At 62.6% G+C, this 23,368-nt stretch carries 22 protein-coding genes; 6 read left to right on the forward strand and 16 right to left on the reverse strand.

Annotation, left to right across the window (positions count from 1 at the left end):
- Nucleotides 1-55: 55 nt before the first annotated feature.
- Nucleotides 56-640: a bifunctional 2-polyprenyl-6-hydroxyphenol methylase/3-demethylubiquinol 3-O-methyltransferase UbiG gene (locus G4D79_RS00595; RefSeq protein WP_054188087.1), complete on the reverse strand. Its 585-nt coding sequence runs from the start codon at nucleotides 638-640 to the stop codon at nucleotides 56-58.
- Between the two features lie 143 nt (nucleotides 641-783).
- On the opposite strand from G4D79_RS00595, the gene G4D79_RS00600 reads away from it, so the two are divergent.
- The 3 genes from G4D79_RS00600 (at nucleotide 784) to G4D79_RS00610 (ending at nucleotide 3,805) form a co-directional block, all read left to right on the forward strand.
- Nucleotides 784-2,931: an MMPL family transporter gene (locus G4D79_RS00600; protein WP_083059399.1), complete on the forward strand. Its 2,148-nt coding sequence runs from the start codon at nucleotides 784-786 to the stop codon at nucleotides 2,929-2,931.
- Between the two features lie 103 nt (nucleotides 2,932-3,034).
- Nucleotides 3,035-3,445: a DUF302 domain-containing protein gene (locus G4D79_RS00605; RefSeq protein WP_003945447.1), complete on the forward strand. Its 411-nt coding sequence runs from the start codon at nucleotides 3,035-3,037 to the stop codon at nucleotides 3,443-3,445.
- Between the two features lie 90 nt (nucleotides 3,446-3,535).
- Nucleotides 3,536-3,805, forward strand: a complete 270-nt coding sequence (locus G4D79_RS00610) for a metal-sensitive transcriptional regulator (RefSeq protein WP_007734349.1) — start codon at nucleotides 3,536-3,538, stop codon at nucleotides 3,803-3,805.
- 59 nt (nucleotides 3,806-3,864) lie between these two features.
- Here the strand turns inward: G4D79_RS00610 and G4D79_RS00615 are convergent, their stop codons facing one another.
- Nucleotides 3,865-4,668 carry an alpha/beta fold hydrolase gene (locus tag G4D79_RS00615; protein ID WP_003945829.1) on the reverse strand — a complete coding sequence of 268 codons (804 nt, stop codon included), beginning with the start codon at nucleotides 4,666-4,668 and terminating at the stop codon, nucleotides 3,865-3,867.
- 110 nt (nucleotides 4,669-4,778) lie between these two features.
- On the opposite strand from G4D79_RS00615, the gene G4D79_RS00620 reads away from it, so the two are divergent.
- Nucleotides 4,779-5,714 (forward strand): methionyl-tRNA formyltransferase, encoded by a 936-nt coding sequence (locus tag G4D79_RS00620; protein WP_007734348.1) that lies wholly within the window; start codon nucleotides 4,779-4,781, stop codon nucleotides 5,712-5,714.
- A gap of 44 nt (nucleotides 5,715-5,758) precedes the next feature.
- On the opposite strand, the gene G4D79_RS00625 is transcribed toward G4D79_RS00620, so the two are convergent.
- Together G4D79_RS00625 and G4D79_RS00630 are read right to left on the reverse strand one after the other, a co-directional pair.
- The gene (locus G4D79_RS00625; RefSeq protein WP_042920544.1) at nucleotides 5,759-7,534 is read right to left on the reverse strand and encodes an ABC transporter ATP-binding protein; all 1,776 of its coding nucleotides are present in this window, start codon (nucleotides 7,532-7,534) and stop codon (nucleotides 5,759-5,761) included.
- A gap of 23 nt (nucleotides 7,535-7,557) precedes the next feature.
- On the reverse strand, nucleotides 7,558-9,312 hold the full coding sequence (locus G4D79_RS00630) for an ABC transporter ATP-binding protein (protein WP_099697019.1): 1,755 nt from the start codon (nucleotides 9,310-9,312) through the stop codon (nucleotides 7,558-7,560).
- A gap of 156 nt (nucleotides 9,313-9,468) precedes the next feature.
- Between G4D79_RS00630 and G4D79_RS00635 the strand changes: the two genes are divergently transcribed.
- Together G4D79_RS00635 and G4D79_RS00640 are read left to right on the forward strand one after the other, a co-directional pair.
- Entirely contained in the window at nucleotides 9,469-9,642 is a 174-nt protein-coding gene (locus G4D79_RS00635) for a hypothetical protein (protein WP_164490548.1), read from the forward strand.
- A gap of 103 nt (nucleotides 9,643-9,745) precedes the next feature.
- Nucleotides 9,746-11,209 carry a trehalose-6-phosphate synthase gene (locus tag G4D79_RS00640; protein WP_085989962.1) on the forward strand — a complete coding sequence of 488 codons (1,464 nt, stop codon included), beginning with the start codon at nucleotides 9,746-9,748 and terminating at the stop codon, nucleotides 11,207-11,209.
- Nucleotides 11,210-11,297: 88 nt separating this feature from the next.
- On the opposite strand, the gene G4D79_RS00645 is transcribed toward G4D79_RS00640, so the two are convergent.
- From G4D79_RS00645 to G4D79_RS00700, 12 genes are all read right to left on the reverse strand, one after another.
- Nucleotides 11,298-11,846 carry a hypothetical protein gene (locus G4D79_RS00645; protein WP_007734345.1) on the reverse strand — a complete coding sequence of 183 codons (549 nt, stop codon included), beginning with the start codon at nucleotides 11,844-11,846 and terminating at the stop codon, nucleotides 11,298-11,300.
- The gene (locus G4D79_RS00650; protein WP_083059395.1) at nucleotides 11,843-12,661 is read right to left on the reverse strand and encodes a hypothetical protein; all 819 of its coding nucleotides are present in this window, start codon (nucleotides 12,659-12,661) and stop codon (nucleotides 11,843-11,845) included. Before G4D79_RS00650 ends, G4D79_RS00645 begins: the two co-directional genes overlap by 4 nt.
- Nucleotides 12,661-14,055, reverse strand: a complete 1,395-nt coding sequence (locus tag G4D79_RS00655) for an MCE family protein (protein WP_020906318.1) — start codon at nucleotides 14,053-14,055, stop codon at nucleotides 12,661-12,663. The genes G4D79_RS00650 and G4D79_RS00655 overlap by 1 nt, the downstream gene beginning before the upstream one ends.
- Nucleotides 14,052-15,299, reverse strand: a complete 1,248-nt coding sequence (locus G4D79_RS00660; RefSeq protein ID WP_007734342.1) for an MCE family protein — start codon at nucleotides 15,297-15,299, stop codon at nucleotides 14,052-14,054. Before G4D79_RS00660 ends, G4D79_RS00655 begins: the two co-directional genes overlap by 4 nt.
- A complete protein-coding gene (locus G4D79_RS00665) occupies nucleotides 15,299-16,603 on the reverse strand; it encodes an MCE family protein (protein ID WP_007734341.1) in 1,305 nt (434 codons plus the stop codon). Before G4D79_RS00665 ends, G4D79_RS00660 begins: the two co-directional genes overlap by 1 nt.
- On the reverse strand, nucleotides 16,600-17,658 hold the full coding sequence (locus G4D79_RS00670) for an MCE family protein (protein WP_054781758.1): 1,059 nt from the start codon (nucleotides 17,656-17,658) through the stop codon (nucleotides 16,600-16,602). The genes G4D79_RS00665 and G4D79_RS00670 overlap by 4 nt, the downstream gene beginning before the upstream one ends.
- Nucleotides 17,655-18,674, reverse strand: coding sequence for an MCE family protein (locus G4D79_RS00675; protein ID WP_054188084.1), 1,020 nt, complete (start codon nucleotides 18,672-18,674; stop codon nucleotides 17,655-17,657). Before G4D79_RS00675 ends, G4D79_RS00670 begins: the two co-directional genes overlap by 4 nt.
- Nucleotides 18,674-19,858, reverse strand: coding sequence for an MCE family protein (locus tag G4D79_RS00680; RefSeq protein ID WP_050655760.1), 1,185 nt, complete (start codon nucleotides 19,856-19,858; stop codon nucleotides 18,674-18,676). The genes G4D79_RS00675 and G4D79_RS00680 overlap by 1 nt, the downstream gene beginning before the upstream one ends.
- A gap of 11 nt (nucleotides 19,859-19,869) precedes the next feature.
- Entirely contained in the window at nucleotides 19,870-20,721 is an 852-nt protein-coding gene (locus G4D79_RS00685; protein WP_003945759.1) for an ABC transporter permease, read from the reverse strand.
- Nucleotides 20,722-20,785: 64 nt separating this feature from the next.
- Nucleotides 20,786-21,550, reverse strand: coding sequence for an ABC transporter permease (locus G4D79_RS00690; RefSeq protein ID WP_003945687.1), 765 nt, complete (start codon nucleotides 21,548-21,550; stop codon nucleotides 20,786-20,788).
- Nucleotides 21,551-22,052: 502 nt separating this feature from the next.
- Nucleotides 22,053-22,970 carry a 3-oxoacyl-ACP reductase gene (locus G4D79_RS00695; protein ID WP_007734334.1) on the reverse strand — a complete coding sequence of 306 codons (918 nt, stop codon included), beginning with the start codon at nucleotides 22,968-22,970 and terminating at the stop codon, nucleotides 22,053-22,055.
- A 109-nt stretch (nucleotides 22,971-23,079) separates the two neighbouring features.
- Entirely contained in the window at nucleotides 23,080-23,271 is a 192-nt protein-coding gene (locus G4D79_RS00700; protein ID WP_007734330.1) for a ferredoxin, read from the reverse strand.
- Nucleotides 23,272-23,368: the final 97 nt, after the last annotated feature.

Genomic DNA, 23,368 nt, shown 5'->3' on the forward strand with positions numbered 1-23,368 from the left:
CCTCGCAAGTTTAGGGTAGGCTACCCAGGAACGTGAAGGTGCGCTCCCGCCCTTGTCAGACCTGTTCCCACGGACCGAATTCGAGCAAAACGTCAATTGCTGTCTTACCGTCTTGCGGCCGAACGACATGTTCGAGGGCATAGACCCTCGATCCCTCCGCAGCGCGAGCGAGATCGGAAATACCGGGCAGAATGGTCGGTTCGGGTGGACCGCCCACACCACGATGGAAGTTCTCGATGGAATGCCCCAAATAGAGGACCCGTCCGCCGGGCGTCAGCCACTCCCCGACGCGATTCAAGGTTGCGGCCAGATGGTCGACCTCGAGGTGAAGAAAGCTGACCAACACTAGGTCGACCAGCCCTTCCGGCTGCCACTCGGTCGCGTCGCCGACCTGCCAGTCGACAGCCTTGTCCCCGTCACTCGCCCGTGCCAGATCGATCGCCACCGACGAGTAGTCGACCGCAGTCACCGACCAACCTTGCCCAGCCATCCACCGCGCGTGACGGCCGTCGCCGCAGGCCAGATCGATCGCGGTGCCCGGTCTCAGATCGGAAATTCTTGTTGCGACGGTTCCCGCCGGGTCGACTCCCCATGGCTCCGTCACCGCTCGGTATCGCTCGTCCCAGTCGCGTGCGTCCATGATTGCTCTCCCATATCCGTTTCACCGTTTCAGATCGGACGGTGCCCCCAGCAGCATAGAGAACCCTCGAATGTGACAGATCGATACCCGTGGGGGTATACAGGTGACGGACAGGAATACCCCCACCCGTATCAGGAGTGAAGATGTCAGCGACCAGAACAGTCACCGCGGACCCACCCACCCGAGCCGACGGCATACTTGCGCGTCTCGGTCGATCGATGGCGACTCACACCCGCCTCGTCGTCGGCGTCTGGTTGATCGCGTTGATCGCACTCGGCGCCGCAGCACCCAGCGTCTTCACCTCCCTGGCCGGCGCGGGTTGGCAGGCAAACGGATCCGAATCCGTGCAAGTTCGCGAGTTGGCCGAGCAGCATTTCGGTGGAAATTCCTCCGCCGCAGTACAAGTGGTCGTTCACTCGGATTCTCTACCCATCACGGATCCGTCGATGCAGCAAACCCTGGCCGCGGCAACGGAAATCTTTTCCGCGGACCCTCGCTTCGGCGAAGTGATCGCCCCGCAGCCCGGTATGACCATCAGCCCGGACGGACATACCGGCATCATGGTCGCGGGCGCCAACGCGAGTACCGACGAGATGGTCAGCGCGGTAGACGAACTCGGCAAGAAGCTCACGGGCTTGTCCACCGACACGATCGAGGTGTACCCGACGGGTGCGTCGGCGTTGTGGAGCGATTTCAACAAGGCCAATCACGAAGCCATGATCAAAGCCGAAATGATGTCGTGGCCCGTCACTCTCGCGATCATGGTGTTGGCCTTCGGCTCCCTGGTTGCCGCGGGTCTACCACTACTGCTGACGCTTGCGGGCCTGGTCGCTTCGGCGGGCGGGCTTGTAATCCTCAACGAGATCACGCCGATTTCCGTGTGGGCCATGAACTTCGCGATGATGTTCGCTCTCGCGCTGGGCATCGACTACGCACTCTTCCTCGTCGCCAGGTTCCGGGATGCATTGCGAGCCGATCCGGATCCAAGGGCCGCCGTGGCTCAAACCATGGACACCGCCGGCAAGGCTGTGGTCCTTTCCGGCCTCACAGTTCTGGTCAGTTTGTCTGCGGTTCTCATCGTTCCAGCCCCGGCCGTACGCACGATGGCTGTCGGAATCATGCTCGCTGTGATCTTCGTTCTCGCCGCAACACTCACCCTGTTGCCTGCCGTGCTCGGCAGGATCGGCGCGAAGGTCAACGGCGGTTCTCTACCGTATGCAAAGCGCCAGCAGCACCGCTCCCCGATGTTCGCAGGTTGGGCATCATTGCTGCACAAGCACCCGTGGCCATTCGGCTTCGGCGCCTTACTCATCCTGATCGCACTCGTTGTTCCGGTCTTCGGACTGAAGGTGGCAATGCCCTCCATCGCCGTGGTTCCCGAGGACGACCCGGTTCGCCAGGGCTATGAACTGGTGCAGCAGCAATTCGGGGACGGCGCCCCGGGGATGTTGCAGATCGTCACGTCCGCCGACGATGCAGCCGACACCTCACGAATTGCCATGAGCGTTGACGGCGTGGCCATGGTCACCCCAGCGCAACAAGCTGCCGACGGGTCCGATCTTGTTATGCTGCAAGCAGTTCCCACCGTCGACCCGTCAGATCCTGCGATGGAAACCATCCTTGCCGACCTTCGGTCGCAACTGCCGGAATCGGCGCTCGTCGGCGGCGCTCCGGCCGAAAATCTCGACCTTCAGCAGGCACTCGACGACTACCTTCCCATCGTCGTGGTCGTGATTCTGACGCTCGGATTCCTGTTGCTGCTGATCGCCCTCCAGGCGCCTTTGATCGCCTTGATCGGCACGCTGGTCAGCCTGCTGTCCACTGGGGCCGCATTCGGAATCGCGAAGCTGATCTTCCAGGACGGTCACGGAGCAGGCCTGCTCGGCTTCGATCCCCAGGGGTTTCTCAACGGGTGGGGTCCGGTCTTCTTCTTCGCCATGATCTTTGCGATCGCGATGGACTACACCGTGTTCCTGCTTTCGAGTGCCAAGGAGCACTACGAACGCACAGGTGACCCCGAGATCGCACACATCGACGGCCTCGCGCATTCGGGTCGGGTCATTGCGGCGGCAGCAGCGGTGATGGTTGCGGTCTTCTTCACTTTTGCGCTCGCAGATCCGCTGCCGCCCAAGGAGATGGGCATCATCCTCGGCGTAGCTGTGCTCCTGGACGCAGTGCTCGTCCGCTTGGTGCTGCTGCCCGTTCTCCTACGCCTCACCGGCCGGGCAGCCTGGTGGGCGCCGGCATGGCTGCGTCGCGTCCTGCCGAACATCAGCTTCTCGCATGGCTGATCGTGTACCCGACATCACTGTCCTACTGATACCCCCAGGGGTATGATGGGGACAGGAGAAATCAAAGCCGGCGACAGTGACAGCCCACGACGAGGAGTGCGCAATGACAACACCCACAGAACCGATAGCGATCGCAACCAAGGTCACCGGAACCTTCGACGACGTCGTCACCCGCACGCGTGGCGCTCTCGCCGAGCAGGGCTTCGGCATCCTGACCGAGATCGACATGCAGGCAACACTCAAGGCGAAGCTGGACGAGGACATGGAAAAGTACCTGATCCTGGGTGCCTGTAACCCGCCGTTGGCCCATCGGGCAGTTTCGGTGGATCGTCAGATCGGCCTCCTGCTGCCGTGCAACGTCGTCGTCCGCGAAGATACGACTACCGAGAATTCGTTCTTCGTCGAAGCGATGAACCCTGCTCTCATGGTTCAGGTTTCCGGCGAACCCGGCCTCGAGTCCGTGGCAGCCGACGCAGCCGTCAAGTTGCGCGCGGCCGTCGACTCGCTGATCTGACACCGCAGTCGGATCAAACACTGAATCAAGCAGTGACATGCCCCCAGGGGTACCCTTGACCGCAGCACGAACACTCGAGAAGGGGCCACCATGACCGGCGACGAAGAGAGCATTGCGCTCGTATTGAACAGACTGCGTCGTGCCCACGGCCAACTTGCCGGGGTCATCTCGATGATCGAGAACGGCCGCGACTGCAAGGACGTCGTCACGCAACTCGCCGCCGTGTCCAAGGCGCTGGACCGAGCAGGGTTCAAGATCGTCGCTTCCGGGCTGCGTGAATGCCTGAGCGGTGACAGCGCGGAAGGTCAGGAACCGATGACCGAGGCCGAACTCGAGAAGCTGTTCCTGGCACTGGCCTGAAACATGAGAAGGGCCTGACCTGCAGTTAGCAGGTCAGGCCCTTTCTCGCGTGCGGAAAACTACTTCGCCAGGAAGTCGATCAGCACCTTGTTCACGGCCTCCGGACGCTCGAGGTAGCCGTAGTGCCCGGCGTCGGGAATCTCTTCGTACGACGCCGTCGCGATGCAGTCCGCCACCTCGCGGGAGAGGTAGGGCGGGATCATGCGGTCGTCGGCGAAAGCGACGGACAGGCACGGGCGCATGATCGACTTGTACGCACCCCGTCGATCGAAGGCGCGGTCCATACCGAGCTGTGCGCGAACACCCGGTGACGTTGCGCCGCCGGTGAACTCGAAGATATCCATCCAGTCGCGCGCCGAGTGATCGTCTGCCAGCGTGGCCGGCGAAAGGTTCATCACCGCGGTCACTGCGGCACGGTACTTGGCCGGCAGAGCGACTCCACTGTCGAACAACTGGCGCTCACCCTCGGTCAGGACCTGCTGGAAATGATCCATCCGGGCGTGACCGGCGAGGAACACTGCTTTGCGAACCAGATCGGGCCTGGCGAGCGTCAGTTCCTGCGCCACCCGGGCGCCCATCGAGGTTCCGATGACATGGGCCGGACCGCCACCGAGGTGCTCGATCAGTCCGGCGGTGTCTGCGACCATGTCGGGCATCGTGATGCCGCCGAGGCTCTCGCCGGACGGTGCGATTCCGCGGTTGTCGAAGGTGCATACTCGGTAGCCTGCGGCCACCAGTGCCGGAGTCTGGTGCAGATCCCAGACGCGGCCGGGGCTGCCGGTCCCCATGATGAGCACCACCAGATCTCCATCACCCTTGACCTGGTAATTGATGGGGATTCCGTTGATTGTGGCGACCGTCATGTCAGCCTTCCTCCTCGTACGTGTGATCAACAATTTTGGTTGGATAGCCTAAGCTGATGGGCGGTCGTGTGACCGCAACCCCAGCCCATGCTCGTCCAGGAGGACCCCCGTTGAGAGTCGCTACGCTCGGATACCAAACCTGGGGCCACCGTACCCTGCAGGCCTTGATCGACTCCGATCACGAGGTCGTGCTGGCAATCACACACCCGAAGAGCGAACACGTCTACGAACAGATGTGGGCGGACTCGGTTGCAGATCTGGCGGCCGAGAACGGTGTACCCGTTCACGTGGCGAACAAGCCTGACGACGCCTTCAAAGCCGCGCTGGCCGAAGCAGCTCCCGACATCATCGTCGCCAACAACTGGCGTACCTGGTTGCCTGCGGAGGTCTTCGACGCACCCAAGTACGGCACCCTCAACATCCACGATTCGCTGCTGCCCAAGTACACGGGATTCTCCCCGCTCATCTGGGCTCTGATCAACGGCGAAGAAGAAGTCGGGCTCACGGCGCACCTGATGGACGAGGAACTCGATGCGGGCGACATCGTGCTGCAGCGTTCGACGACGGTCGGCCCGACCGACACCGTCACCGATCTGTTCCACCGCACGATCGACATGATCGGCCCCATCACACTCGACGCCCTGGATCTGATCGCGTCCGGCCGTACCGACTGGACGCCACAGGACCGATCGCAGGCCACGTTCTTCCACAAGCGCGCACCGCAGGACAGCCACGTCGACTGGTCCTGGCCCGCCGAGGTCATCGAGCGTTTCGTCCGGGCACAGTCCGATCCGTACCCCAACGCTTTCGCCGAGTTCAAGGGCCAGCGCATCCGCATCCTGAAGGCGTCCGTCTCACGCGGGCACTACGGCGGAACCCCCGGCCGAGTGTTCATCCAGGAAGACGACGGCATGGTGATCGTCGCGGGCCCCGACGCGTGGTCGGGCAAGAACAAGGGACTGCGGATCGAGCGCGTCCGACTCGACGACGGCAGCGAGTACACCGCCGCCGAGTTCTTCCCCCACGGCGGCGGGTACCTCACCTGATCGCCGGATCAGACCCCCTCAGTACAAAATCCAGTACAAACCCCTCAGTCGCGACCTTCCCAGGCCGCCCACAGTTGTGCGTAACGCCCGCCCGCGGACACCAGTTCGCGGTGCGGGCCTTCTTCTACGATCTGTCCGTGTTCGAGCACGATCACTCGGTCGGCGCCCGCAGCCTGCGTAAGCCGGTGTGCGACAACCAGAGTGGTGCGGCCCTCCGTAGCGGCGTCGGCAGTCGCTTCCAGTTCCCGCGCTCCGGCGCTGCCCGCCTCCGCTGTTGCCTCGTCCAGTACGGCGACGGCGGGATCGGCCAACACCAGTCTCGCCAAAGCCAACTGCTGCGCCTGCGCCGCTGTCATCTCGTGTCCGCCTTCGCCGACGACGGTCAGCATTCCCTCGTCGAGAGCCTCCACCCACTCGTACGCGCCGACCGTCCGCAGTGCCGCGGCAACGTCCTCGTCCGAGGATTCGGGAGCCGCCAATCTCAGATCCTCGATCAGGGGTCCGGCAAAGACATGGACCTCCTGACTCACGATCGCGATGTGGCGTCGTAGGTCGTCGAGGTCGGCAAGCGGGACACCGCCGATCGACACCCGGCCCGACGTCGGAGTGATCGAACCGGCAGCAATCGCCGCGAGCGTCGTCTTTCCGGCTCCGGTCGAACCGACGAGCGCCACGCGCTCCCCCGCTCGCAGTGTGAGGCTCACTCCGTGGAGAACCTCATGACCACCGTCGTAGCTGTGCCGAATGTCATCCAGACGCAGCGAACCGTCGGCCGGAACGGAACCTGCATCCGTCGAAGGCTCCGTTTCCTCGATCTCGACGACGCCGACCAGTCGCGCGAGGCTGGCGCCGGCCGACTGCACTTCGTCGAAGGTGTAGAGCAGCGAGCCGATCGGGTTGAACAGGCGGTGGAACAGCAGGGCAGCAGTCGTCGTCTGGCCGACTGTCACGACGTCCTCACGGACCAGCAGGAATCCGACGACGAGAATCATGGACAGGCCCACGAATTCGGCGCGGTTACCTCGACCGGCGAACCTCGTGAACAGGCCGAACACTCCGACTGCCAGATCGCGCGCTTTTGCCGACGCCGCATCGATCTGCCCGAGGTGTTCCTTCTCGAGGCTGTACGCGCGGACCGTCTTCGCACCCTGGAGACTGCTGATCAGCGCTTGTGAACGAGCGCCCATCGCTACCCGCTCGGCTGCGTAAACAGGAGCCGAGCGTGGCAGGTACCACTTGAGCGCCAGCGCGTACATCGGCAGCGCGACCATTCCGGCCAGACCGAGTCGCCAGTCGAGTCCGAGCATGGTCACCATGCTCAGAGCCACGAGCAGAACCGCCGCGATCATGCCGGGAACCACGTCGGACACGGCCTTGGCGATCACCGACACGTCGTCGCCGACACGCGAGAGCAGATCGCCCTTACCGACCTTCTCGACGGTCTGGATCGGCAGTCGCAGTGCCCGGTCCACGGTCCGCTCTCGCAGATCCGCCAGGATCGTCTCACCGAGCCGCTTGATCAGATAGGCAGCCACACCGGTGAACACACCGCCCACGATTGCGGCAGCGGCGATGATCACGACCACCCCGACGATCGTCGACGTGGGCGCGTTGTCCCGGACCCGGTCGACCAGGACGCCGAAGACGTAAATCGGCACCAAGGCCATCGCCGACGCCGAAGCCGCGACGATCAGGACCAGCAGGCTCTGCATCCGGTGTTCGGTCAGCGCCGCCCGCAACCACTTCCAGGTCTGGCGACCACTCGCGATCGGCAACAACTCGCGCTCTGTCACCTTCTCTGCGTTCTCCCCGGCCGGCATTTCGGTTGTCGTGTCCGTGGCCGTCACCGCAGCACCGCTCCTCGGTAGTTCGCGTCGCCGCGAGAGAGTTCGGAATGTGTGCCGATCGAGGCGATCACTCCGTCGTTCAACACGATCACCCGATCCGTCACGGCCAGCAAGGCGGGGCTGCTGGTGATCAATACCGTCGTGTGGATGCCACCGGCACCCTCGTGCCGCAGTTCTGCGATTCCTTCGGCGATCGACGCCTCGGTAACCGCGTCCACCGCCGTCGTCGGATCGTGCAGGACCATCACGGGTGCCTGTGCCACCAAGGCGCGCGCGAGGGCGACGCGTTGCCGCTGGCCTCCCGACAAACTGGCGCCCCGATCGGTCACTTCGAGGTCGAGACCGTCCGGATGTGCGTCGACGACATCCGCCGCTGCCGACGCCACCAGAGCACTCTGGATGTCGAGAGCAGCGGCATCACCGGCGCCCGCGGTGACGTTCGACGCAAGCGACCCGGAGAACAGATCGGTGATGTGCGGCTCCACCAACACCGTCCGACGTGCCAATCGCAAGTCCATGTCGGACAGGCTGATTCCGCCAACCCTCACCACTCCGCGATACGCGTCCTGCGCCAGCTGACCGGACAGGACCGCGACAAGGGCGTCGGCGTCCTGCGGTTGGTAAGCCACGACGCCCAGCAGTTCTCCGGCAGGCAGATGCAGATCGATGCCCTTGAGCGATTTGTACTCGACTCCGTCGAGAGTCAGGTCGGTGCCTTCCAGTTCGGTCTGCGAACCCGCGCCACGCAGTGGCTCCGCGTCCAAGACCAGTGCCAGTCGATCCGACGACGCTCGCGCCACCGCGAAGTATCCGGGAATGGACGCAAGCAAGCCGAGCGGTTCGATGATGAACTGCGCAAGCCCCACCACGGTGATCAGTTCACCGACCGTGATCCGGCCCTGCAACGCGAAGTATCCCGCGAAGCCCGCAACACCGACCGCGAGCAACGCACTGACGGTCGCGGCAACGCCGGTGTAGATACCGGTCGCCTTGGCCGTGCCGATCGTCGATGCGAGCGCTTGACGGCTGACCGTGCGGTAGCGCGCCGACGCGGTCTTCTCGCCGCCGATACCGCGCAGCGGACGCAATCCGCTGACCAGATCCGTAGCCATCGCCGACGCCCGAGCGATCGACGCCTGCTGGCCGGTGGCCCTCGACGTGATGAGAGGCGCCGCCAATTGCAGCAGACCGAGAATGACCGGCGTTCCGATCAGAACGGCCAGCCCCAGCCAGAGGTCGATCCACACCAACGCCACCGCCGACGCCACCGCAGCTGTCAGGGCCGCAGCGGCGCGCGGGACGATGTCCGCGATCCACGAAGTCTGCTCGGCATCGGATGTCGAGACTGTCAGCAATTCACCCGAACGCAGATCGGTGCGCACCCCACGCGGATCGAGGACGCGGTGCGCCACCTCGAGCCGGAGGCGATGAGCCTCCTGCTGCATCGCGGTGACGATGAAGCGTGCGCCGAAGCGCCAGGCGGCCGTCAGAACGAGAAAGAGAGCCGCGAGACCGACGATGGAGACGATCAGGGCCGTGGTGTCCGAAGTCTCCACCGCACGGTCGATGATCACACCGATGGAGATCGGCACCGCCGTCTCGGTCAGTTGGTGCAGACAGACCAGAACCGTGCCGATGGCGAGCGGGCCACGGTTACGGACGAGGACACGTCGCAGAATCGCAGCACCGCTGTGATTGCCACTATCCGGCTCGTCCGAGTCGACGGTCACACTCGAGGGGGTCGAACTCATGGAACTCCAAGCATCGATGGAAGCGATAAAGTTGAGTACAGAGATAAGTAAGTCGACCCTAATACATGAGCAACTAGCGTCGACACGCCCAGTTCTCATAGAGTCGCGAGTAAGAACCATTGCTTGCGCCGTGCAGGCAAGCACGAGAGGAACATGATGGCTGAGAACACGACCGTCGAAACCGAGATCGCGGACGAGGACCTCGAGCCCGTAGCGGACGAAACTGCTCGTCAGGCACAGCGCGTCGTCGCTGCCTACGCGGAAGATGCCGACGAGTGCAGGATGCTGCTCTCGATGCTCGGTATCTCCCCCGCCGCCAAGCTCGACTGAATCTTTCCCTCACCGACCGAGAAGGAACCACGTGCCTGTCAGTCCGGATTCGACCAGTTCAACCCTTTCTGACAGCGCACCTGCTTCTTCGACCGGTGAAGCCGTGTCCGGGCAGGCTGAGTTCGTTGTCGTAGCGAACCGCCTGCCCGTCGACTTGGAACGGCTTCCCGACGGCACCACCCGCTGGAAGCGAAGCCCCGGCGGACTGGTCACCGCTCTCGAGCCGATCCTGCGCAGCAATCAAGGCGCGTGGGTGGGCTGGGCGGGGGTGGCGGACGCCGAGCTCGACCCCATCGTCGAAGACGGACTCGAGCTCTACCCCGTGCCGCTGAGCGCCGAGGAGATCAACGAGTACTACGAGGGATTCTCCAACGCCACCCTCTGGCCGCTCTATCACGACGTCATCGTCAAACCCGAGTACCACCGCGAATGGTGGAACGCCTACGTCGAGGTGAACCGGCGATTCGCCGAAGCCACCTCCAAGGCAGCGGCACAGGGCGCGACAGTCTGGATCCAGGACTACCAGCTGCAGTTGGTACCGAAGATGCTGCGGATGCTGCGCCCCGACCTGACCATCGGCTTCTTCCTGCACATTCCGTTTCCCCCGGTCGAGCTGTTCATGCAGATGCCGTGGCGCACCGAGATCGTCGAAGGCCTCCTCGGCGCCGACCTCATCGGCTTCCACCTTCCGGGTGGCGCACAGAACTTCCTGTACCTGGCCAGACGCCTTGCCGGGCAACAGACTTCACGTGGAACCGTCGGCGTCCGCTCCAAACTCGGTGTGGTGCAAGTAGGTTTCCGTAGCGTCCGCGTCGGCGCCTTCCCTATCTCCATCGACTCCGGCAAGCTCGACGAGCTCTCGCGCACCAAGGCAATTCGAGACCGCGCCAAGCAGATTCGCAAAGAACTCGGAAACCCCAAGCACATCATGCTGGGCGTCGACCGCCTCGACTACACCAAAGGCATCGACGTCAGGCTCGCTGCGCTCCACGAACTTCTCATGGAGAAGCGCATCGATCCCGCCGACACCGTCATGGTGCAGCTGGCGACCCCGAGCCGCGAACGCGTCGAAAGCTACGTACAGATGCGCGGAGACATCGAGCAGAAGGTCTCCCGGATCAACGGCGAGTTCAGCGAAGTCGGCCGCCCCGTCGTCCATTACATCCATCGGCCGATCCCACGCGACGAACTGGTCGCGTTCTTCGTCGCCGCCGATCTCATGCTCGTCACGCCGCTGCGTGACGGCATGAACCTCGTCGCGAAGGAATACGTCGCCTGCCGCAGTGATCTGGGTGGTGCATTGCTGCTCAGCGAATTCACCGGTGCCGCAGCAGAACTCCGCCAGGCATTCCTGTGCAATCCTCACGACCTCGACGACGTCAAGGATTCGATGGAGAAGGCCCTCAATCAACCGCGCGAGGACGGCCGGCGCCACATGCGTGCGCTACGTCGTCAGGTCCTGACGCACGACGTCGACCGCTGGGCGCGCTCGTTCCTCGACGCGCTCGCACACGGCGGTGCCGCAGGCCCGGCGCTGATCGCCCCGGCCGAAGCACAAGACCACTGAGGACAGTGCACAAAGGCTGGGGCCGCGGAGAGTGAATCTCCGCGGCCCCAGCCTCTTTCGTACCCGACTCCAGCCTTCGTGTGTTTGATCAGAAGGGTTGGACGTTGTTCACGAGCCAACGCCCGTCCTGCTTCTCCAGACTCATCTTCACGCGACTGCCACTGGCAACGGCTTCGGGCGATTCCGAAGACGTCGTGATCTGATTGAGGAACAGCATCGTCGTCGCGCTGTCTGCCTCGGCGTCGAGAACCGCGGCACCCTGGACGACTACCTGAACGGTCAGCGACTTTTCCTTGGCTCCCGGAATGATCACCGATTCGATCAGGTTGGTGAACGTGCCCTGGAAATCGCCCGTCAAACCGTCTGTGGCCGCGTGCAACTGCTGGTCGACGTTGTTGTAGTCGTACTGGAACATCGCTACCGCCTGATCGGAAGAGGCCTGTGCCACTTCGTCTCTGGTCTGATCGATCGCTGCGGTGTCACGCGTTCCGTCCGGACCGAAGTAGAGATACGCCGACACTGCCGCCAACGCGATGGCCACTGCACTGATGACGCACAGGATGATGGCGAGCGGTGAGGCGCGCTTCGGCTTCGGCGAAACTTGCTTGGACGTCTCGGGGTTCACTTCTGGGGTCATGGCACAAACTCCACATTCGAGGCAAGCAACTGCCCGTCGACGTCGCACATGGTGATTCGGAGTCGGTAGTTGCGTTCAGCGGGCGCTTCGTCGCCGTTCTTCTGCATCGCACGCACCGCGACCAATGAAGTCCCGCAATCGCCGTCGGATTTCTCGAACCCGGCTTCGAGCACCTCGCCGTCGGTCTGAACTCCGGCCTGCCCGAGGACGTTGACAAACGAATCCTTGCGTCCGTCGAACTGCGACTTGAACTCGTCGGTGGTGCCGGCGAGGAACTTGTCGAGGTCGGCAGCCGCTGTATCCGCGTGCAGTGTCGTCAGATTCAGTGCGGTGGTCCGGGCACCGGCCACGTAGCGGGCTCGGTCCTCGTCGGCATTGGACGCCTTGTTCCGGTCGACGAGAAGAAACACCGTCAGGGCCGCAAGAGCAACAGCGATCACCGAAGCAACGGCGATCCCGACTACCAGCCCGGCCTTGGGCTTCGAACGAACAGGGGTGTCCACAGCAGTTTCTGCGGGGGTTTCGGCGGTACCGGTCGGCTCAGCCTCGGTCGTGACCTGATCACCGCTGACGACCTTCTCAGGTGGAGTATCGGGCTTGCCCAAAGCAACTGGCGCCGCCGCCTTCTGCTCAGCTGGCTTCTGCTCGGCCGGCTTCTGCTCGGCCGCCTTCTGCTCGGCTGGCTTCTGTTCGGCCGACTTCTTTTCGGTGGGCACTACTACCGCGGCAGCGTCTGCATCCGCACCCGTGGGTCCGGCGCTGCGGGACGCGCGACGGCGCACCCGCTGCCCGGCCTGTGGATCTTCGTCTGTCATCAACCCTGCTGACCCTTCATGAACTGTTCGAGACTGACGTCGCCGCCACCGAGGTTCGGTTGCGAGTACGTCCTTCCGTCCGGCCCGATGTACGTGCCTGTAATCGGATCGTACCGACGAGCCGAGACCGAAGGCGTCGACGTGTACGAGCTCGGGGTCGCGGTAATCGGTTCCGGAGGCCCGGATTGCGGGTTCGTGCCCATCGGCACGTAGCCGGAACGGCACTGTTCGACCGTCGGCGCACGACGTCCCGGATACTCCTCGCAGGGAAGGTTTCTCGCGCCGCGCACGGCGATCGGCGAATCCTGGGCAACCTGGCAGAAGAGATCCGACGGCGTCTCGATCGGTGATTCGTCCTTCGGACTGCGCCACTGCTCTGCGGGCAGGAATCCTGTAGTGCACGGCGGCGGGTCGTTGACCTCCATGTGGAAGTCCACCAGTGCACCATCCGCAGCCGGGCCGGAGCCTGCCACCGTGACCAGCGCCGCGGCCAGCGGCGGGTAGATGACCAGAATCTGCTCGATCGCGTTGTTGTAGATCACGCCGACCTGTCCGACGGACACGAGGTTCGCCAGAAGAATCGGCAATGTCGGCTGCATGTCTTGCAGAAGAGCATTCGCCTCCGCCGCTGCCGCCGGCCCCTTCTGGATGACGGCACGCAGATCAGGGTCGCTGGCTCGGAGCTGATCGGTGAACGTCACCAGATTGCTTGTCCAGGAACGGATGGCGTCGCTGCTGACCACCTGGGTGTCCAGGAGTGGACCGGCCTGCTCGATCAGGGTCTTGGTCGCGTCGGAGTTGTTGTTCGCCTCCTCGACGAACAGCCGAGCCGAGTCGATCAGCTTCTGCAGATCCGGGCCGGCACCGTTGAACGCCTTGAAGGATTCGTCGATGACAGTCTTGAGCTTGGTGTCGGAAATGCTCTGCAGCAACAGATCTGCCTGATCGAGCATCGCGCCGACATCCTGCGGAATGCTGGTTCGGTCTTCGGGAATCACCGATCCGTTTTCCAGATGCCCGTCGACCACGATCGCTCCGGAGCTGTCGGTGTGCGGAATCAGATCGACGAACTGCTCGCCGATCGCCGACACACTCTTGACCGCAGCGTCGACGTCCGAGGGCACCTTGACGCCGCTCTCGAGGGACAGACGCGCATTCACGCCCGTTTCCGACAACTCCACCGCGTTCACGACGCCGATGGTCTGACCGCGGTAGGTGACATTCGAGTTCTTGTACAGCCCACCGGTGGCGGGCAATTCGACGGTGACGTCGTATCGGCCGATACCGACCATAGCGGGAACACGCACGTACTGAGTGGCCATCACTATCAAACCGACGACCGTCAAGACGGCGAAGATGATGAGCTGGATGCGGACGAACTTTGTGAGCATCATGGTGCCGGTGCCCCCTGAGGAAGTCCTGGAATGTTGATCGGCGGAAGTCCCGGAATCTGAATGGTATTCGGATCCGCTGCCGGGGCCTGCGCAGCGGGAGCCTGTCCGGCGGGAGCTTGGGCCGGCGGTGCGGCAGGCTTGAGCGGATCGCTCAACGGGTTGCCTGTCTGTCCGGCGAGCCCGGCCTGCTTACCCAACACACCTTCCGGGCCGGAGAGTGTTCCGGCCAACGGAGTTCCGGTGAGGAAGTTCGCGTCGAGTCGGGGCAGCGAGATGTCGATGGTCATCGCCAGGTTGGCATAGTCACCGCGGATGACGTTGTCGATTCCGTTCTGTGGGAACGGGAACGTCAAGAGGACTCCGAGAACCTGAGTGAGAGCGTTACCGGAATCCGCCAAGGCCTTCAGAGTCGGCGAAAGAGCCCGAACGTTGGTCGCGAAATCGTCGCCGCTCTCCTGGATGACACGGCTCGCCACCTCGCTGAGACCACCGAGGGAGGTCAACGCGTTGGTTATGTCCTGACGCTGAGCGACAAGAATCTCGAGTGCCGGCGGAATACCTTCGAGCGCTTTGTTCAAGGTGTCGTGCTGTGCCTGGACGGTCGAGGACAGTCGATCGAGTCCTTCCATCGCCGAAACGATGTCGCCTCGTTGCTTGTCCAGACTTCCGACCAGCTGATCGAGCTGAGGCAGGAGGTCTCGAACGGAATCTTCACGCCCACCGAGAGCGGCGTTGAGTTCCTTCGTGATGTCCTGAACCTGAGCGAGACCGCCGCCGTTCAGTACCACCGACAGCGACGACAGCGTCTGTTCCGTCGTCGGGTAAGCGCCCGCCCGCTCGATCGGAATCAGGTCACCGGCTTCGAGTCGGCCCTCGGGCTCTTCTCCAACCGGCGGCGCCAACTCGATGTGCTGAGAGCCGAGCAAGCTGGTCTGACCGATTTTTGCCGTCGCGTTGGCCGGCAACTGAACCTCGGGATTCAGCGACACCGTCACCAGAGCGTGCCAGCCTTGAACCTCGATGTTCGAAACGCTTCCCACTGCCACGTCATCCACCCGGACGGGCGAATTCTGCGACAGCGTAGTCACGTTCGGCATCTCGATCTGAACCTCGTATGCGCCTTCGCCCCGGCCTTGAGTGCCTGGCATCGGCACCGAGTTGAGACCGTTCCATTCACAACCGCTGGCGCCGAGAGCCACTGCCGTGGCCAACACCGCAACCGTGGTCTTGCGAGCTACCCGCATCAGTTCCCTCCGCCCATGTTGAAGAGTTCGGCGAGATCCTTGGGAACACTCGTCATGGGAGCACCCGACATCGGTCCTGCGACGGTTTCCGGCTGATTCTGACTTGCCGCTTCCAATCCCGGTTCGGTGTAGACGATCTGATCCGGGAAAGCCTGCACGCCCGCGACCGGGTTGAACAGGAATCCGGGGTAGTTGCCGATCATCGTGCTGAGCACCGGCCCGAGGTACTGCTTACACAGGTCGGCACTGTTCTGGGAGTTACCACTCTCGATACCTTCGATGGAACCACAGATCCACTGGATCGGATTCTTGAAGTTACTCAGTGCAATTGCGCCGGTCATACTGCCCTGAGCCGGCTTGTAGATCTGATAGAAGTTGGCAAGCGACGTCGGTCCGGAGTGCAGAACCTGCTCGATCTCCGGGCGCTTGTCCGTCAGTACCTGAGTGGCATCGGCGAGACGCGCAACCGATTCGCTCAGTCCCTCGCTGTTGTCCTTGACGAACCGCTGGACGTCGCCGACGGCCAGGTCGAGATCACTGAGGGCTGTACCCAACTCGTCGGAGCTGCTTGCGAGAACGCTTGTCACCGAAGCGAGGTGACCGCTGAACTGCACGATCTGCTCGTTGCTCGAGGACAACGCAGTGACAAACGCCTGCAGGTTCCGAATGGTGGAGAACAAATCGGTCCGGCCTTCGGACAGCGTGTGCATCGTGGCCGAGAGTTCGCGCAGCGTCGACCGAATCGACTCACCGTTACCGTCGAGGTTCGTTCCCACGGTGTCGATGAATCGACCGAGGGAACCCTGATCGTCCAGACCCTCCGGTCCGAGTGCGTCCGACAGTTTGGTCAGTTCGGTCTTGATCTCGTCCCACTCCACCGGAACGGCGGTGCGCTCGATCGGGATCTCGCCGCCGTTGGGCATCTGTTCCCCGCCGGAGTACACGGGGGTCAATTGCACGAAGCGTGCGGACACGAGGCTTTGAGCAACGATGAGCGCCTTGGCATCTGCCGGAACGTCGACGCTCGAATCGATCTTCATCTCGACGTAGGTGTCCCGATCACGCGGTTCGATCTTGGTCACCTTGCCGACGTTGACACCGAGCACTCGCACGACATCGCCCTCGTAGAGACCGGTGGTCGAGACGAAGTGCGCGGAGATCTTGGTCTTGCCCAGGCCTGGGATGAAGAGGTAGGCCGCACCGGCGACGAGCAGCGCGACCAGCACACCCGCTCCGATCAGCACCCACTTCTTGCGTGGGTTGGTGGAGCCCTGTGGATCCTGTGAAGTCATGGTCTCGGTCATTCTCCCGGCCCCCTGATCGTCGGTGGAATACCGGGGAAGAAGTCTTCCAGGTCGCCCGGAACCTGCTCGGGCGCGACGCTGGTGTCCACCAGGGTCTTCCACCAGTTGCTCGGCAGAATGTTGATGATGAAGGCGTCGAAGAACGGGCCGCTGGCCACGGTCTCACCGAGCGCGGTGATGTACGGTCCGAGTCCGTCGAGCGCTCCCGCGATGTTGTCCTTGTTCTGCTGGAGAACCTCGGCGACCGAATTCAGCTTCTCGAGGGTCGGCCCCATCTGAGCCTCGTTCTCCTGCACCAGCGCTGACAGTTGACGTGAGACTGCGCCGGTGTTGACGATCAGTTCGCTGATCGCGTCACGCCGCAAGCTCAGTTCGGCAAACAACTTGTTGCCGTCGACCAGCAACGAATCGATCTGACCGCTTCTGTCGGAAAGGATCTTGGTGACATCTTCGGCCCGCGAGAGCAATTGGAGCAGGCTCTCGTCGCGTGAGTTGATGCTCTGCGAAAGCCGCGTCATTCCGTCCAACGCGGTGCGCAGTTCGGGCGGAGTATCGGCCAGCGTGTCCGAGATCGCGTTGAGCGAATCGTTGATCTGTTCCGTGTCGAGTTCGGACACCGTTGTCCCGAGGTCACCCAGAGCGTCGTTGAGCGAGTACGGGGAGTTGGTGCGCTCGATAGGAATCGGCGTGTCCGTCCGCAACAGTCCGGATCCTTCCGGCCGTACCGCCAACGACTTTCGCCCGAGAACCGTGTTGGTCTTGATATCAGCCGCTGTCTGCTCGCCCAGGGCGACACCGTCCTGAACGGTGAAGGTGACCAACACCTTCTGGTCGTCGAGTTCGACGTCGCTGACCTTGCCGACCTTCACGCCGGCCATGGTCACGTCGTCGCCGGTGACCAGGCCGCCGGCATCTTGGAAGTACGCCGAGTAGCGAATGCCACCGTTGATGAACTGGAGTTGATCGTATTGAAGCGCGGCACCGACGGTTGCCACCGCCAGGACGAGACCGATGACACCGATCTGTACCGGATTACGTTCACGGGTTGGGGTCATGAGACTTTTGCGCACCTTCCCGTGTCCTGAACTGCCGTGGGCAAGATGATCGTCGTCCCGTCGGGTCCGGAGAACTTGAAAGTGTTGGCGCACAGATAGAACTGGAAGAACGCTCCGTACGTGCCCACTCGGATCAGCTTCCGGTAGTCGGACGGCAGACGATCGAGAGCGGTGTTGATGTCGTCCTTGCCCAGGTCCAGCTGCGTCATCGTTCGGTTGGTCTCCCCGATCAGCGTCTGGATGTCCGGACGTGTCGCCTGCAGCAACGACGCGAGATCTCCCGTGGCACCGGCGATCTCGGTGATCGAATTACCGATCGGGCCACTGTCCTTCGCCAATCCACTGACCAACTGCTGGAGCTGATCGATCGTGGTAGAGAACTGATCGCCCTTGTCGTTGATGGTGCCGAGTACGTCGTTGAGATTGGTGATGACGTCCCCGATCAGCTGGTCTCGGTCCGCCAACGTGCTGGTGAACGAACTGGTGTTTCCCAGCAACGAAACCAGCGTTCCGCCCTGGCCCTGGAGTACCTGCAGCAGGGCCCCGGAGAGGTCGTTGACCTGCTGCGGGTCGAGCGAACGAAGCAGCGGCTTGAATCCGCCGAGCAGCAGATCCAGATCGAGAGCGGGCGACGTCTGATCGACCGGAATGGATCCACCTGACGAAAGCGTCTCGGTGGAACCGGCGCCCTCGAGCAGTTCCATGTAGCGATCGCCCACCAGGTTCTCGTAGCGCACAGTCGCTTTGGTGCTCTTCATCAGCGAGTACTTGGTGTCGACGTCGAACTCGACCTCGGCCTGGTTGGAGTCACCGATGGACACTCCGGTGACCGACCCGACCGGAACACCGGCGATACGTACCTTGTCGCCGGACTTGAGTCCCGAGACGTCCGAGAAAGTGGCGTGAAATCCGTTGCTGCTGCTGAAGCGCACCTGACTGAAGACGATCGCCAGTCCGGCGAAGATGACCGCCATGACGACGGTGAAAATCAGCAGCTTGACCGTGGTCGGTCTCATCACTTCCCGTCTTCCTGCTCGTAGGAGTCACCGAAGAGATACTGGAAAATGGTCGGCACGGTAACGCGCAGTTCGGTGTTGGGAACGAAAGGCACGTTGCCGGTGTTGGTGACTGCGAACGGTGCATGCCCGTCGACCTTCGGATCGAATTCGGGCAGACCATAACAATTGGGTCCACCGGAGGCCGCGACCTTGGGGAGAGATTGCGGATTCTGGTACGCCTCGGCGCCGTACATGAAGCTCGCACTCAGCATCAGCGCCGCTTTGTCCCCGGTGCCTGCCAGTGGCTCGAACTTGATCCGACCGTCGTTCAACCCGACGATGAAGCACGTCAGACCCGACGAGTACTTGTCGAGCAGGGTCGTCGTCGCGGTCAGAGTGTCGAGGGCGGTGGTCAGGTTCTGCTCGTTGTCGGTCAACAACGCGTTGCCGGTGTCCGCGAGGCCGGTGACGTTGAGCAACAGCAAGTCGAGGTTTGCCTGCTCGGCCACGATCGATCCGCTTGTCGCGGTGGCATTGTCGAGGATGCGCATCAGATCCGGTGCCACGTCGGCGTACAGATTAGTGACATCGGCGGCGCCGACCAAGTCTTCCTGGAGCTGCGGCAGAACCGGATTCATCTTCTTCAGATAGTTGTCACCGAGCTCGAGAACCTCACCCAGCGACTCGCCGCGCCCGTTGAGTGCAGTGGAGATCGCGCCGAGTGTGGCGTTGAGCTTTTCCGGTTCGATCTTCGCGAGCACGTCCGAAAGATGTTCGAAGACACTGTTGAACTCGACGGTGACGCTGTCCGAAGCGATGACAGCACCCTCCTGGATCGGCTGGGTCGACGGATCGTCGGGAATCACGATGTTGACGTACTTCGCACCGAACACCGTGGTGGTCTTGATCTCCACCCGGGCGTTCGACGGAATCTTCGACATCTGGCCCGGATCCATCGCCAACTTCAGGTTTGCCTGGTCCCCAACGAGTGAGATCGACTCGACGCGGCCGACCTGCACTCCGCGCAACTTCACCTTCGCATTCGGTTCCATGACCAGGCCGGCACGCGTGGACGTCACGGTGATGGGCGTGCTCTTGGTGAACCCACCCGAGAACATGGTGAGAGCAACGGCGACGATCGCCACGAGTCCGAGGACCAGGCCGGCTGCGGCCAACTTCTTGTGCCATCTGGGTACGGTCATCGCTTGCCCGCCTATCCCGACAGGTTGAAGTTGCCGGACCCGCCGTAGATGGCGAGTGAGATGAGCAGGGTGACCGTGACGACCGCGATCAACGAGGCGCGCACTGCGTTACCCACCGCGACACCGACGCCGACCGGGCCACCGGTTGCGTTGAAGCCGTAGTAGGTGTGGATGAGCATGACGGCCAGCGCCATGACTATCGCCTGGGCGAACGACCACAGTATGTCCGTGGGTATCAGGAAGGTCGTGAAGTAGTGGTCGTACACGCCGCCGGACTGGTTGTAGAGGAACACCGTCGCAAAGCGGCTGGCGACGAACGACGCGATGACCGCCAGTGAGTACAGCGGGATGATCGCGATCATGCCGGCCATGACGCGGGTGCTGACCAGATACGGAATCGACGGGATCGCCATCGTCTCCAGCGCGTCGATCTCTTCGGAGACGCGCATCGCACCGAGCTGCGCGGTGGAGCCGGCGCCGATGGTCGCGGCGAGGCCGATTCCGGCGATGACCGGCGCTGCGATGCGAACGTTGATGAAGGCGGCGAAGAAGCCCGTCAGTGCTTCGACGCCGATGTTGCCCAGCGAGCTGTAGCCCTGAACGGCGATGGTGCCACCGGTGAACAGTGTCAGGAATCCGACGATCACGACGGTGCCACCGATGACGGCGAGCGCACCGGTGCCCATGCTGATCTCGGCGATCAGTCGCAGAGTTTCACGTGGATAGCGCATCAGCGCCTTGGGAGCGTGACCGAGAGCCTTCGCGAAGAACAGCGCTTGATCACCGATGCTGTCGATACTGCGAGAGATCGAGCCGATCTGTCGACGTGTGCGCGGGAAGCGTCCCGCTGCGGCCAACGCCATCAGATCTCCTCCCGTCTGTCGTTTGTCGTTCTGTCCACTTCGATCTCTCCGACTGCCGTGGGCCTCATCCGGCCGTCAACTTGATACCGATGGTCGTGATGAGCACGTTGACGACGAAGAGCGCCATGAACGCGAACACGACGGTCTGGTTGACCGCGTCACCGACGCTCTTGGCGCCGCCTTTGACGTTGAGTCCGAGGTAGGCCGCAACCAGGCCGGCGATCATGCCGAACAGCCCTGCTTTGACCATGGAGAGCATGAGCTCACCGAATCCGGTGAGCAGTGTGATGCCGTTGACGAACGCGCCGGGGTTCACGTCCTGGATGAACACGGAGAAGACGAAACCGCCGAGGATGCCGATGGTGCAGACCAGTCCGTTGAGGAGCAGCGCCACTCCCGTCGACGCGAGCACCCGGGGAACGACCAACCGGTGGATCGGATTGATCCCGAGCACCTTCATGGCGTCGATCTCTTCGCGAATGGTTCTGGCCGAGAGGTCCGCGCAGATGGCGGTTGCGCCGGCGCCGGCGACGATCAGCACGGTGACGATGGGGCCGACCTGTGTGACGGTACCGAGCGCAGCGCCGGCACCGCTGAGGTCGGCTGCACCGATCTCGCGCAAGAGAATGTTGATGGTGAAGCTGACCAGCACAGTGAACGGGATTGCGACCAGCACCGTCGGCACCATCGAGACTCGGGCCACGAACCAGGCCTGATCGATGAACTCTTGCCGCTGGAAAGGGCGGGAGAAGACTGCCCTCAAGGTTTGGGCGGACATCTGAAAGAAGCCACCGACCGCTCGTAATGGCACCTCGACGAGGTCTACCATTCGCCCTCCTCGTCCTTGGTTGCCGCAGTACTGTCTGTTCTCATAGTCCAGCCCCCGACAGCTTGTGACTCAGGTCATATTAACTAGAACGTGTTCACCTGTCAAAAACAAGTGTCCAACTCTAAGGAGTAGCCTCACGGCGCCGATCCGAAACCGGAAGATCGGAGACATGGGAAGCATCCCTTTTCGATGCGATTTTCGCCGAAATATCCTGGAAATTAATACTTTTGAATGATCGGCGCCTTTCGGCGCCAGGTTCGAAATTCAGCCATGCGAGAGCCTTGACTGGGCACGCCGATCGAATATCGCATCGTTCGCAGGAATGCAAAATTGGAACACAGTCCAGTTTTTTCGAGACCGTTGGTCTCGTTACAGAACGCAGGCAAACTGCCGCGCCCACCGACTCGTGAACACGCTATTTCTACCAGGAAGTGGACACGTAGACCGTCTGAGTGTGAACAACGGTTCTACGTGTCGCGCACCCGAGAATCAGCGCCGTCGATCAGCCCAACGCGCGCAGGGCCGCCGATGCCGAGAACATCTTTGCCGGGTCACGGTCAGCGAAGTAGTCACCCATCACCGCGGACAGCGTTTCCGGCGACCAAGAATCTCCCTCGGCGTCGAACCGCTGCTCGACGACGGGCGCCGCCATCAGCGCAACCATCGGTCCGTACACCACGAATACCTGACCGTTGACGGCGTCGGCCGCCGGTGACGCCAGGTACGAGACGAGCGATGCCACATGCTCGGGCGAGAGCGGATCGATGCCGTCGGCCGGCGCGTCACCGAACACACCTTCGGTCATCGACGTCCGTGCCCGCGGGCAGATCGCGTTGGCCCGAACGCCGTAGCGCGAGAGCCCACGTGCGGCCGACAACGTCAGCGCCGTGATTCCGGCTTTTGCAGCGCCGTAGTTGGGCTGCCCTTCCGGTCCGAGAAGGCCCGCCTCCGAAGAAGTGTTGACGATGCGCCCGTACACCGGCGCCCCGGCTTCCTTGGATTTCGCCCGCCAGTAGGCAGCGGCGTTGCGGCACAGGAGGAAATGGCCGCGAAGATGAACTTCGAGTACCAGATCCCAGTCTTCGTCGGACATGTTGAACAGCATCCGGTCGCGTACGACGCCGGCATTGTTGACGACGATGTCGACACTGCCGAACTGCCCCTGCGCTGCTTCCATCAGTGCGTCGGCGGTAGAACGCTCACCGACGTTGCCTGCCACGAATTCGACTTTGGCGCCGAGACCGCGGATCTCCTCGAGCGTTGCTTCGACGGCCTCGTTCGGGGCCAGATCGTTGACGACCAACGACGCACCGGCCTTCGCCAGACCGATGGCCTCGAACTTTCCGAGCCCCGATCCGGCACCGGTCACGATGGCGACCTTGCCTTCGAGACTGGTTTCTGGGCTGTTCACAGCATTCATCGAAGCGCTCTCCCGGTTCTCTGCGGTCGTGTGTCGAGTTACCCGGCTCGATTGCCGTGACCCACGAGTTCGCAACTTTAGAACGTGTTCTTGTTTTGGGCAACCATCGTCACGGATGTTCGGTCAGTGCCGCGCGCGGGCACTGAGCGATCGCGGAACGGACATCCTCCCAGCGATCCTCCGGTGGGCGCACAGAACTGATCACGAGCTCCTCGTTGTCGTCGAGGTCGAAAATATCGGGCGCGATCCCGACGCACACACCGTTTGCCTCGCAACGGTCCAGATCAACCCTGACCTCCATGGCGATTCCTCTTCTCTACTCACAACTGCTCACACGAACACGGATACGAAACGAGTGCCGCAGGGCTGTGCCGCACACCGTTCCTGGCGATAACACT

The organism is Rhodococcus sp. WY5 (assembly GCF_018588185.1).
Classification (GTDB): domain Bacteria; phylum Actinomycetota; class Actinomycetes; order Mycobacteriales; family Mycobacteriaceae; genus Rhodococcus_F; species Rhodococcus_F qingshengii.